The organism is Streptomyces sp. NPDC030245 (assembly GCF_055572995.1).
Window position 1 is genome coordinate 207465 of record NZ_JBVICF010000012.1, and the last position, 12444, is coordinate 219908.

Below are 12444 nucleotides of genomic sequence, written 5' to 3' on the forward strand. Positions count from 1 at the left end.
GGGCCCCGCAACCTTTCGAGGTGCGGGGCCCGTCCTGTTTGCGTACGGGCCTTTCGGATACGTCTGTCAGAGGCCTGCGTTAGCGTGCAGACACCATGACGCCAAGGGGTGGGGACAACATGAACAGCACGATCATGCGCCGGACCGGTCTCTCGATCGCGGTCGTCGCCGCGCTGACGGGTCTGTCGGCCTGCGGGTCGGGTGACTCCTCGGACAAGGCCGACGGCGGCGGCAAGGGCGACGGCGGCATCAACCTCAGCCCGATAGCCGCCCTGCGCACGGTCGAGAAGTCGACCGACAAGGCGGACACCGCCCGGATCGACGGCTCGACCACCATGGGCACGCTCACGTCCATGGACATGAAGGGCGTCATGGGCTGGTCCGACGGGATCACGGGCAATGTGACGGTGACCTTCACGGGCGGCACGCAGGCCCAGCAGATGCGGCAGCTGGGCCAGACGACCCTCGACTACCGCTACCTGAAGAACGGCTTCTACGCGAACATGGGCGACAAGTTCGCGGCCCAGGCGGGCGGGGGCAAGCACTGGCTCGAGTACGACTACGACACGCTCGCCGAGATGAGCGGCGCCGCCGGCCAGGCCTTCCAGGACCAGATGCAGAACAGCACGCCGAACCAGTCGGTGAAGATGCTCCTCGCCTCCGGTGACGTCAAGCGCGTCGGCAAGGAGAAGGTCCGCGGCACGCAGACGACCCACTACTCCGGCAAGGTCGACATCGCGGACTTCACCGCCAAGAGCTCGGACCTGGACAAGGACCAGCTGTCCGAGCTGGAGAAGCAGTTCGAGCAGGCCGGCATCAGCACCGAGACCATCGACATCTGGGTCAACGAGGACGACCTGCTGGTCAAGAAGATCGAGAAGGCCGACACGAAGAACGGCCCCTTCCAGCAGACGGCCTACTACAGCGACTACGGCACCCCGCTCTCCGTCGAGAAGCCCCCGGCCGAGGACACCATGAGCTTCAAGGACCTGCTGAACAGGCAGCCCGCGGCATAACCCGTGAGCTCCGGCCCCGCCCCTCGGGTACTCTCTGCAATCAGAAAATGAGTCGATCATGTGTTCCTAGGGGTGGGGTCATGAGTTTTTCCGTACGAGCGGGTCGCAAGAGAACCGCGGGTGCCGCGCTGGCGGCCGTGCTGCTCGCCGGCGGCGCGGTCAGCTGCGGGTCGGAGAAGGCCGACAAGGCGGGGGAGGACATGGCCCCCGCGGCGGCCGTGAAGAAGGCCGCGGACAAGACCGAGGACCTCACCTCGTTCACGTTCCGGATGAAGGGCACCGTCCCCGGTGACGGGCGGGTCCAGGCCGACGCGGCGATGAGCACCAAGCCGCTCGCCATGCAGATGAAGATGTCCGCGCCTGACCAGGGCCCGGAGAAGATGGAGCTGCGCTACGTCGACGGCGGCGTCTACCTCGGCGGCGGCAAGGCGGCCGCGAAGGAGATGGACGGCAAGAGCTGGATCAAGTTCGACGCCAAGGCCATGGAGGAGGCGGGCGGCAAGGCCGCCGCCACCTCGGCCTCGGGGCAGGCCGACAACAACCCGGCCGACCAGTCCACGCTCCTGACCGGCTCCAAGGACCTGAAGAAGGTCGGCAGCGAGACCGTCGGCGGCGTCGAGACCACCCACTACACGGGCACGGTCACGCTGGACCAGATGCGCAAGCTCGTCGAGGACGAGGACGCGGCCACCAAGAAGCGCCGCGAGAAGAGCATCAAGCAGTACGAGGACATGGGCGTCGAGAAGCTCACGATGGACATGTGGGTCGACGGCGAGGACCACACCAAGCAGTTCCGCGCCCGCGGCAAGGGCGACAAGGGCCGCCTCGACATGACCTTCACCTTCCTCGACTACAACAAGCCGGTGAACGTCGAGGCGCCGCCGAAGTCGCAGGTCATGGACCTCTCCAAGGAGATGAAGGGCCTCCAGGACTGACGGTTCCCGCCGGATTTGCCTGGCGCGGACCCGTTCGCGTACTCTTCCACAGAAGCCAAAGACCGCTGGTCGTTGCCGTTCTCCCGCAAGAGGGGACGGCGGCCGAAGGATCCGCTGAAACGGCGGACGACCCGCGCAGGTGACTGTGGATGTGCTCCTGAATCGCATGCGATTCGGTCGAGCTCACGCCCCGTGCGCCTGCGCCGGGGCGTTTCGTTTTGTCGGCCCCTTCTGAGCGGTCCTCATCACCCGGAAGGAGGCCGACGCTCTATGCCGACGCCCGACAAGGCTGCCGCGGTAGCCGAGCTCACGGACAAGTTCCGCAGCTCGAACGCCGCCGTGCTGACCGAGTACCGGGGTCTCACCGTGGCCCAGCTCAAGCAGCTGCGCCGTTCCCTCGGTGAAAACTCCGAGTACGCCGTGGTGAAGAACACGCTGACCAAGATCGCGGCCAACGAGGCCGGGATCAACACGCTGGACGACCTCTTCACGGGTCCGACGGCGGTTGCCTTCGTCACCGGTGACCCGGTGGAGTCGGCGAAGGGTCTTCGTGACTTCGCCAAGGACAACCCGAACCTCGTCATCAAGGGCGGTGTCCTTGATGGCAAGGCGCTGTCCGCCGATGAGTTCAAGAAGCTCGCGGACCTCGAGTCCCGCGAGGTTCTGCTCGCCAAGCTGGCGGGCGCCATGAAGGGCAAGCAGTCCCAGGCTGCCGCGCTCTTCCAGGCGCTTCCCTCGAAGTTCGTCCGCACCGCGGAGGCGCTTCGTGCCAAGAAGGCCGAGCAGGGCGGTGCCGAGTAATTCGGCTCGCACATTGACCGCCGCCTGAGGCGACGGTCACAGCGGGCCCAACGTACGCCCGCCTCCATGTACACACGGCACCAGCCGAATTAGTGGAAGGACGCCATCATGGCGAAGCTGTCCCAGGACGACCTGCTCGCGCAGTTCGAAGAGATGACCCTCATCGAGCTCTCCGAGTTCGTGAAGGCCTTCGAGGAGAAGTTCGACGTCACCGCTGCCGCCCCGGTCGCCGTCGCCGCTGGTGGCGCCGCTGCCGCTCCGGCCGAGGCCGAGGCCGAGCAGGACGAGTTCGACGTCATCCTCACCGGCGCCGGCGACAAGAAGATCCAGGTCATCAAGGTCGTGCGTGAGCTGACCTCGCTGGGTCTCAAGGAGGCCAAGGACCTCGTCGACGGCACCCCGAAGCCGGTCCTCGAGAAGGTCGCCAAGGACGCCGCTGAGAAGGCCGCCGAGGCCCTCAAGGGCGCCGGCGCCTCCGTCGAGGTCAAGTGACCTCACGAGTCGTCTGACTCTCTTCACCGCACGTACGGCAGAAACGCTGTAACGCGCGGGACGCCTAAGGCGATCACCCATGTGGGTGGTCGCCTTTCGGCGTTCCCGGGCACGCGTGTGAGGGCGCCTTGCGATGTCGGTCCCGGCGAGTATGGTGATCTTCGTTGTGCCTCGGGACAGCCCGTGACGGTGAGTGTCCCAGGGCGACGTCTGGGCAGGGGGGCCTTGACGAACCGCACGCAGCGCGCAATTCTCAGGACGCGTCGTCACAACGATCCGGATCCGAGGCATGGATCGGCGGCGAAGAGGGCAGTATCGATGTGCATCGAGGGCGTGGCTTGCAGCAGGGGTTGAGAACAACGAGGGTCTCCCAGAACCCGCACTGGACATCAGTGGGCCAACTGGCTACACTGACCCTTTGCGCTGCCTGTTAGCTGCCTCCTGCCCGTCACCAGGGGCATGCCCATGCTTGAGCACCGTGGACTGAAGCTTCCCTGACCTGGCCAAACAGCCAGATCAGAAAGGTCTGTCCCTGTGTCCAACCTGGGACCGGTACGCGCGTAGTGAGTCCGAGCCCTCGGAAGGACCCCCTCTTGGCCGCCTCGCGCACTGCCTCGACCGCGAATACGAACAACGGCGCCAGCACCGCCCCGCTGCGCATCTCCTTTGCAAAGATCAAGGAGCCCCTCGAGGTTCCGAACCTTCTTGCGCTGCAGACCGAGAGCTTTGACTGGCTGCTCGGCAATGACGCGTGGAAGGCTCGTGTCGAGGCGGCTCTGGAAAGCGGACAGGACGTCCCCACCAAGTCCGGTCTGGAGGAGATCTTCGAGGAGATCTCCCCGATCGAGGACTTCTCCGGGTCGATGTCCCTGACGTTCCGCGACCACCGCTTCGAGCCCCCCAAGAACTCGATCGACGAGTGCAAGGAGCGCGACTTCACGTTCGCCGCCCCGCTCTTCGTCACCGCCGAGTTCACCAACAACGAGACCGGCGAGATCAAGTCCCAGACGGTCTTCATGGGCGACTTCCCGCTCATGACCAACAAGGGCACCTTCGTCATCAACGGCACCGAGCGTGTCGTCGTGTCGCAGCTGGTCCGTTCGCCGGGTGTCTACTTCGATTCCTCGATCGACAAGACGTCCGACAAGGACATCTTCTCCGCCAAGATCATCCCGTCCCGGGGTGCCTGGCTGGAGATGGAGATCGACAAGCGCGACATGGTCGGTGTCCGCATCGACCGCAAGCGCAAGCAGTCGGTCACCGTTCTGCTCAAGGCTCTCGGTTGGACGACCGAGCAGATCCTCGAGGAGTTCGGCGAGTACGAGTCCATGCGCGCCACCCTGGAGAAGGACCACACCCAGGGCCAGGACGACGCACTGCTCGACATCTACCGCAAGCTCCGTCCGGGCGAGCCGCCGACCCGTGAGGCCGCTCAGACGCTGCTTGAGAACCTCTACTTCAACCCCAAGCGCTACGACCTCGCGAAGGTCGGCCGCTACAAGGTCAACAAGAAGCTGGGTGCGGACGCTCCGCTCGACGCGGGCATCCTCACGGTCGAGGACATCATCGCCTCGATCAAGTACCTGGTGAAGCTGCACGCCGGTGAGACCGAGACCGTTGGCGACAGCGGCACGTCGATCGTCGTCGAGACCGACGACATCGACCACTTCGGCAACCGCCGTCTGCGCAACGTCGGCGAGCTCATCCAGAACCAGGTCCGCACGGGTCTGGCTCGTATGGAGCGCGTCGTCCGCGAGCGCATGACGACGCAGGACGTCGAGGCGATCACGCCGCAGACCCTGATCAACATCCGCCCGGTCGTGGCGTCGATCAAGGAATTCTTCGGCACCTCGCAGCTGTCGCAGTTCATGGACCAGAACAACCCGCTGTCGGGTCTCACCCACAAGCGTCGTCTGTCGGCGCTTGGCCCGGGTGGTCTCTCCCGTGAGCGGGCCGGCTTCGAGGTCCGTGACGTGCACCCGTCTCACTACGGCCGCATGTGCCCGATTGAGACCCCTGAAGGCCCGAACATCGGTCTGATCGGTTCGCTGGCTTCGTACGGCCGCGTCAACGCGTTCGGCTTCGTCGAGACGCCGTACCGCAAGGTCGTCGACGGCCAGGTCACCGACGACGTCGACTACCTGACGGCCGACGAGGAGGACCGCTTCGTCATCGCGCAGGCCAACGCGCCGCTGACGGACGACCTCCACTTCGCCGAGGCCCGCGTCCTGATCCGTCGCCGCGGCGGCGAGATCGACTACGTGCCCGGCACGGACGTCGACTACATGGACGTCTCGCCGCGCCAGATGGTGTCGGTCGCGACCGCCATGATCCCGTTCCTCGAGCACGACGACGCCAACCGCGCGCTCATGGGCGCGAACATGATGCGTCAGGCCGTGCCGCTGATCACCGCCGAGGCCCCCCTCGTCGGCACCGGCATGGAGTACCGCTGCGCGGTCGACGCCGGTGACGTGATCAAGGCCGAGAAGGCCGGTGTGGTCCAGGAGGTCTCCGCGGACTACGTCACGGTCACCAACGACGACGGCACGTACACCACGTACCGCATCGCCAAGTTCTCCCGGTCGAACCAGGGCACCTCCGTCAACCAGAAGGTTGTCGTCGACGAGGGCGCCCGCGTGATCGAGGGCCAGGTCCTGGCCGACGGTCCCGCGACCGAAGAGGGCGAGATGGCCCTCGGCAAGAACCTGCTCGTGGCGTTCATGCCGTGGGAGGGTCACAACTACGAGGACGCGATCATCCTGTCGCAGCGCCTCGTGCAGGACGACGTCCTCTCCTCGATCCACATCGAGGAGCACGAGGTCGACGCCCGTGACACCAAGCTCGGCCCGGAGGAGATCACCCGGGACATCCCGAACGTCTCCGAGGAGGTCCTCGCCGACCTCGACGAGCGCGGCATCATCCGGATCGGTGCCGAGGTCGTCGCCGGCGACATCCTCGTCGGCAAGGTCACGCCCAAGGGTGAGACCGAGCTGACGCCGGAGGAGCGCCTGCTCCGCGCGATCTTCGGTGAGAAGGCGCGCGAGGTCCGTGACACCTCCCTGAAGGTGCCCCACGGCGAGATCGGCAAGGTCATCGGCGTCCGCGTCTTCGACCGTGAAGAGGGCGACGAGCTGCCGCCGGGCGTGAACCAGCTGGTCCGCGTCTACGTGGCGCAGAAGCGCAAGATCACGGACGGTGACAAGCTCGCCGGCCGCCACGGCAACAAGGGTGTCATCTCGAAGATCCTTCCGATCGAGGACATGCCGTTCCTCGAGGACGGAACTCCGGTCGACATCATCCTGAACCCGCTGGGTGTGCCGTCCCGAATGAACCCGGGACAGGTCCTGGAGATCCACCTCGGCTGGCTCGCCAGCCGCGGCTGGGACGTCTCCGGTCTCGCGGACGAGTGGGCGCAGCGCCTCCAGGCCATCGGCGCCGACAAGGTCGAGCCGGGTACGAACGTCGCCACCCCCGTCTTCGACGGTGCGCGTGAGGACGAGCTCGCCGGTCTGCTCCAGCACACCATCCCGAACCGCGACGGCGAGCGCATGGTGCTTCCGTCCGGCAAGGCGCAGCTGTTCGACGGCCGCTCCGGCGAGCCGTTCCCGGACCCGATCTCGGTCGGGTACATGTACATCCTCAAGCTGCACCACCTGGTCGACGACAAGCTGCACGCTCGTTCGACCGGCCCGTACTCGATGATCACCCAGCAGCCGCTGGGTGGTAAGGCTCAGTTCGGTGGCCAGCGCTTCGGTGAGATGGAGGTGTGGGCGCTGGAGGCATACGGCGCCGCGTACGCCCTCCAGGAGCTGCTGACGATCAAGTCCGACGACGTGACCGGCCGCGTGAAGGTCTACGAGGCGATCGTCAAGGGCGAGAACATCCCCGAGCCCGGCATTCCCGAGTCCTTCAAGGTGCTCATCAAGGAAATGCAGTCGCTCTGCCTCAACGTGGAGGTGCTGTCCTCGGACGGCATGTCCATCGAGATGCGCGACACCGACGAGGACGTCTTCCGCGCGGCGGAGGAGCTCGGCATCGACCTGTCCCGGCGCGAGCCGAGCAGCGTCGAAGAGGTCTGACGGGTCTGGCCGGGGCCTCCTCGTGAGGCCCCGGCCCTGCCCCGGACCCGTACAGACCATGATTGAGACTCGACCCCGAAAGAGGGATTGACGACAAAGTGCTCGACGTCAACTTCTTCGACGAGCTGCGGATCGGCCTTGCCACCGCGGACGACATCCGACAGTGGTCCCACGGCGAGGTCAAGAAGCCGGAGACCATCAACTACCGCACCCTGAAGCCCGAAAAGGACGGACTCTTCTGCGAGAAGATCTTCGGTCCGACCCGGGACTGGGAGTGCTACTGCGGCAAGTACAAGCGTGTCCGCTTCAAGGGCATCATCTGTGAGCGCTGCGGCGTCGAGGTCACTCGCGCCAAGGTGCGCCGTGAGCGGATGGGCCACATCGAGCTGGCCGCCCCTGTCACGCACATCTGGTACTTCAAGGGCGTCCCGTCGCGCCTCGGCTACCTGCTCGACCTCGCCCCGAAGGACCTCGAGAAGGTCATCTACTTCGCGGCGTACATGATCACGTTCGTGGACGAGGAGCGCCGCACGCGCGACCTGCCGTCCCTGGAGGCGCACGTCTCCGTCGAGCGTCAGCAGATCGAGAACCGTCGCGACTCCGACCTGGAGGCCCGCGCCAAGAAGCTCGAGACCGACCTGGCCGAGCTCGAGGCCGAGGGTGCCAAGGCCGACGTGCGCCGCAAGGTGCGCGAGGGCGCCGAGCGTGAGATGAAGCAGCTGCGCGACCGTGCGCAGCGCGAGATCGACCGTCTCGACGAGGTGTGGAACCGCTTCAAGAACCTCAAGGTCCAGGACCTCGAGGGCGACGAGCTGCTCTACCGCGAGCTGCGTGACCGCTTCGGCACGTACTTCGACGGCTCGATGGGTGCCGCGGCGCTTCAGAAGCGCCTGGAGTCCTTCGACCTCGACGAGGAGGCCGAGCGCCTCCGCGAGATCATCCGTACCGGCAAGGGCCAGAAGAAGACCCGTGCGCTCAAGCGCCTCAAGGTCGTCTCCGCGTTCCTTCAGACCAGCAACAGCCCCAAGGGCATGGTGCTGGACTGCGTGCCGGTCATCCCGCCGGACCTGCGTCCGATGGTGCAGCTGGACGGTGGCCGCTTCGCGACCTCCGACCTGAACGACCTGTACCGCCGCGTGATCAACCGCAACAACCGCCTGAAGCGCCTTCTCGACCTCGGTGCGCCCGAGATCATCGTGAACAACGAGAAGCGCATGCTCCAGGAGGCGGTCGACGCCCTCTTCGACAACGGCCGTCGTGGTCGCCCGGTGACGGGCCCCGGCAACCGTCCGCTGAAGTCCCTCAGCGACATGCTGAAGGGTAAGCAGGGTCGTTTCCGTCAGAACCTGCTCGGTAAGCGTGTGGACTACTCCGCGCGTTCCGTGATCGTCGTCGGTCCGCAGCTGAAGCTGCACCAGTGTGGCCTGCCCAAGGCCATGGCGCTGGAGCTCTTCAAGCCGTTCGTGATGAAGCGCCTGGTCGACCTGAACCACGCGCAGAACATCAAGAGCGCCAAGCGGATGGTCGAGCGCGGCCGCACGGTCGTGTACGACGTCCTCGAAGAGGTCATCGCCGAGCACCCGGTTCTCCTGAACCGTGCGCCCACGCTGCACCGCCTCGGCATCCAGGCCTTCGAGCCGCAGCTGGTCGAGGGCAAGGCCATCCAGATTCACCCGCTCGTCTGCACCGCGTTCAACGCGGACTTCGACGGTGACCAGATGGCCGTCCACCTGCCGCTCTCCGCGGAGGCGCAGGCCGAGGCCCGCATCCTGATGCTGTCCTCGAACAACATCCTGAAGCCGGCCGACGGTCGTCCCGTCACCATGCCGACCCAGGACATGGTGCTCGGCCTCTTCTTCCTCACCACGGACGAGGAGGAGCGCACGGTCATCGGCGAGGGCCGGTCCTTCGGCTCCACGGCCGAGGCGATCATGGCGTTCGACGCGCGTGAGCTCTCGCTCCAGGCGAAGGTCGACATCCGCTTCCCGGTGGGCACCATCCCGCCGCGCGGCTGGACCCCGCCGGTCAGCGCCGAGGGCGACGACTTCGAGGGCGAGCGGGCGTACCAGCAGGGCGACAGCTTCCGGCTGCGTACGACCCTGGGCCGCGCGCTCTTCAACGAGCTGCTGCCCGAGGACTACCCCTTCGTCGACTACTCCGTCGGCAAGAAGCAGCTCTCCGAGATCGTCAACGACCTCGCCGAGCGCTACCCCAAGGTCATCGTGGCGGCGACGCTCGACAACCTGAAGGCGGCGGGCTTCTACTGGGCGACCCGTTCCGGTGTCACCGTGGCCATCTCCGACGTCGTCGTGCCCGAGGCCAAGAAGGCCATCGTCAAGGGCTACGAGGAGCAGGACGAGAAGGTCCAGAAGCAGTACGAGCGCGGTCTGATCACCAAGGACGAGCGCACGCAGGAGCTCATCGCGATCTGGACCAAGGCGACCAACGAGGTCGCCGAGGCGATGAACGCGAACTTCCCCAAGACCAACCCCATCTTCATGATGGTTGACTCGGGTGCCCGAGGAAACATGATGCAGATGCGGCAGATCGCCGGTATGCGTGGTCTGGTGTCGAACGCGAAGAACGAGACGATCCCGCGTCCGATCAAGGCTTCGTTCCGCGAAGGCCTGTCGGTGCTCGAGTACTTCATCTCGACTCACGGTGCCCGTAAGGGTCTGGCGGACACGGCTCTCCGTACCGCCGACTCCGGTTACCTCACCCGTCGTCTGGTCGACGTCTCCCAGGACGTCATCATTCGCGAGGAGGACTGTGGCACCGAGCGCGGTCTGAAGCTGAAGATCGCGGTCAAGGGCGAGGACGGTGTGCTCCGCAAGACGGAGAACGTCGAGACCTCGGTGTACGCCCGCATGCTGGCCGAGGACGTCGTCATCGACGGCAAGGTCATCGCGCCGGCCAACGTCGACCTCGGTGACGTCCTCATCGACGCCCTGGTCGCCAACGGCGTCGAGGAGGTCAAGACCCGCTCGGTCCTGACCTGTGAGTCGGCGGTCGGCACCTGCGCCTTCTGCTACGGCCGTTCGCTCGCCACCGGCAAGCTGGTCGACATCGGTGAGGCGGTCGGCATCATCGCCGCCCAGTCCATCGGTGAGCCGGGTACGCAGCTCACCATGCGTACCTTCCACACCGGTGGTGTGGCCGGTGACGACATCACCCAGGGTCTGCCCCGTGTCGTCGAGCTCTTCGAGGCTCGTACGCCGAAGGGTGTCGCCCCGATCTCCGAGGCCGCGGGCCGTGTCCGCATCGAGGAGACCGAGAAGACCAAGAAGATCGTCGTCACCCCGGACGACGGCAGCGACGAGACGGCGTTCCCGATCTCGAAGCGTGCCAAGGTCCTGGTGCGCGAGGGTGACCACGTCGAGGTGGGCCAGAAGCTCACCTTCGGTGCCACCAACCCGCACGACGTGCTGCGGATCCTCGGTCAGCGCGCGGTCCAGGTCCACCTGGTCGGCGAAGTCCAGAAGGTCTACAACAGCCAGGGCGTGTCGATCCACGACAAGCACATCGAGATCATCATCCGGCAGATGCTGCGCCGCGTGACGATCATCGAGTCCGGCGACGCGGAGCTGCTGCCGGGCGAGCTCGTCGAGCGCTCGAAGTTCGAGACCGAGAACCGTCGGGTCGTGACCGAAGGCGGCCACCCGGCCTCCGGCCGTCCGCAGCTGATGGGTATCACCAAGGCCTCGCTGGCGACGGAATCCTGGCTGTCGGCCGCCTCCTTCCAGGAGACGACCCGAGTCCTGACGGACGCGGCGATCAACGCCAAGTCCGACAGCCTCATCGGCCTCAAGGAGAACGTCATCATCGGTAAGCTCATCCCGGCCGGTACGGGTCTTTCCCGCTACCGCAACATCCGGGTGGAGCCCACCGAGGAGGCCAAGGCCGCGATGTACTCGGCCGTCGGCTACGACGACATCGACTACTCGCCCTTCGGGACGGGGTCGGGTCAGGCTGTGCCGCTGGAGGATTACGACTATGGGCCGTACAACCAGTAAGGCCTAGGTCTGTCGCATTGCTGAAGGGCGCTTATCCCGTGGGTGGGGTGGGCGCCCTTTGGCGTTCCCGTCATCGGCGCGGCTCCAGGTACGGCCTGAGGCGGTGCAGCCGGGTCGGGTAGTCGGGGTGTGTGGAGAGGAGCCGGGCGAGCATGCCCGGGGCGTCGTGCCCGGCCCCCGCGGCCGCCAGAGAGCGGTGGCCGGCCTCGGTCTCGGCCGCGTGCATCGCCACGAGTACCTGCGCGAGCATCGGACCGAACCCCAACGCCGCCGCGTGCTGGTCCGCGCGCAGTTCGGCTCGGCGCCCCACGGCCGCGATGAGGTACGGCGTGACGAGCAGGACGAGAGGCAGGCCGTAGAGGTAGGTGATCGTGGAGTACGTGAGGAAGCCGATCACGAGGATCAGTGCCGCGGTGGCCAGCCAGGAGAAGGAGCTGGCGACGGCTATCGCGAAGACGACGATCAGCCGGATCACGTACCAGGCCGCTCGGCCCGGCAGCGCGTACCAATAGCCGAGCAACGACGTCCAGACGTGTCCTCCGGTGTGGTGCCCCAGCTCGTGGGCGAGGACCGCGGCGAGCTGGGAGCTCGGCAGGTGGTCCAGGGCGAACCGGGTGACGCCCACGATGTGGCCGGCGGCCGCGTACGCGTTGAGGCCGTCGCTGTCCTCGATCCACAGCTCGTAGGCCCGGCCGTCGACGCCCGCGCGGGCGGTCACTTCGCGCCAGACGGGGTCGAGACGCGCGTACTCCTCGGGCATGGGGCGTTGCAGGCGCAGGAGGTAGCGCGCGAGGAAGTCCTCGGTCGGGCGGTGGAAGAGCAGAGCTCCGGATGCCAGCCAGACCAGCGGCAGCACCCAGAACGGAAGCCCCAGCCAGACATCGAGTCCGCCGGAGAACAGCAGAATCACCAGCAGGCTCATGATCGTGCCGGGCAGGAGCAGGACCAGCTGGCCGAGTGCTGTCGCGTCGACTCCGCGCTGGTGAGCGGTGTAGTGGACGCGGCCGCCGCGGTGGCGGTAGTCGAGATCGTCGTCGGGTGGGTCGGGGCGCGGCGGATCGGTCGGGCGGTCCATGGTCAACCTCCGGGAGGGGGACGTCAGCCGGTG

At 66.4% G+C, this 12444-nt stretch carries 7 protein-coding genes; 6 read left to right on the plus strand and 1 reads right to left on the minus strand.

The genetic code is table 11. From position 1 onward, the window contains the following. Positions 1-119: 119 nt before the first annotated feature. From ACZ4Z4_RS29840 to ACZ4Z4_RS29865, 6 genes are all read left to right on the plus strand, one after another. The gene (locus tag ACZ4Z4_RS29840) at positions 120-1016 is read left to right on the plus strand and encodes an SCO4651 family lipoprotein (protein ID WP_468334032.1); all 897 of its coding nucleotides are present in this window, start codon (positions 120-122) and stop codon (positions 1014-1016) included. Between the two features lie 80 nt (positions 1017-1096). Beyond that, positions 1097-1951 carry an SCO4651 family lipoprotein gene (locus ACZ4Z4_RS29845; protein ID WP_468334035.1) on the plus strand — a complete coding sequence of 285 codons (855 nt, stop codon included), beginning with the start codon at positions 1097-1099 and terminating at the stop codon, positions 1949-1951. 270 nt (positions 1952-2221) lie between these two features. Next, entirely contained in the window at positions 2222-2752 is a 531-nt protein-coding gene (gene rplJ, locus ACZ4Z4_RS29850; RefSeq protein WP_150216777.1) for a 50S ribosomal protein L10, read from the plus strand. A gap of 108 nt (positions 2753-2860) precedes the next feature. Next, positions 2861-3244 (plus strand): 50S ribosomal protein L7/L12, encoded by a 384-nt coding sequence (rplL, locus tag ACZ4Z4_RS29855; protein ID WP_363248005.1) that lies wholly within the window; start codon positions 2861-2863, stop codon positions 3242-3244. A gap of 593 nt (positions 3245-3837) precedes the next feature. Continuing rightward, complete coding sequence (rpoB, locus tag ACZ4Z4_RS29860; protein ID WP_062780305.1) at positions 3838-7323, plus strand: DNA-directed RNA polymerase subunit beta; 3486 nt, start codon at positions 3838-3840, stop codon at positions 7321-7323. A gap of 98 nt (positions 7324-7421) precedes the next feature. Then, on the plus strand, positions 7422-11336 hold the full coding sequence (locus tag ACZ4Z4_RS29865; RefSeq protein WP_468334040.1) for a DNA-directed RNA polymerase subunit beta': 3915 nt from the start codon (positions 7422-7424) through the stop codon (positions 11334-11336). Positions 11337-11406: 70 nt separating this feature from the next. Here ACZ4Z4_RS29865 and ACZ4Z4_RS29870 read toward each other — a convergent pair whose 3' ends face one another. Beyond that, positions 11407-12411 carry a M48 family metalloprotease gene (locus ACZ4Z4_RS29870; RefSeq protein ID WP_468334043.1) on the minus strand — a complete coding sequence of 335 codons (1005 nt, stop codon included), beginning with the start codon at positions 12409-12411 and terminating at the stop codon, positions 11407-11409. Positions 12412-12444 lie beyond the last annotated feature (33 nt).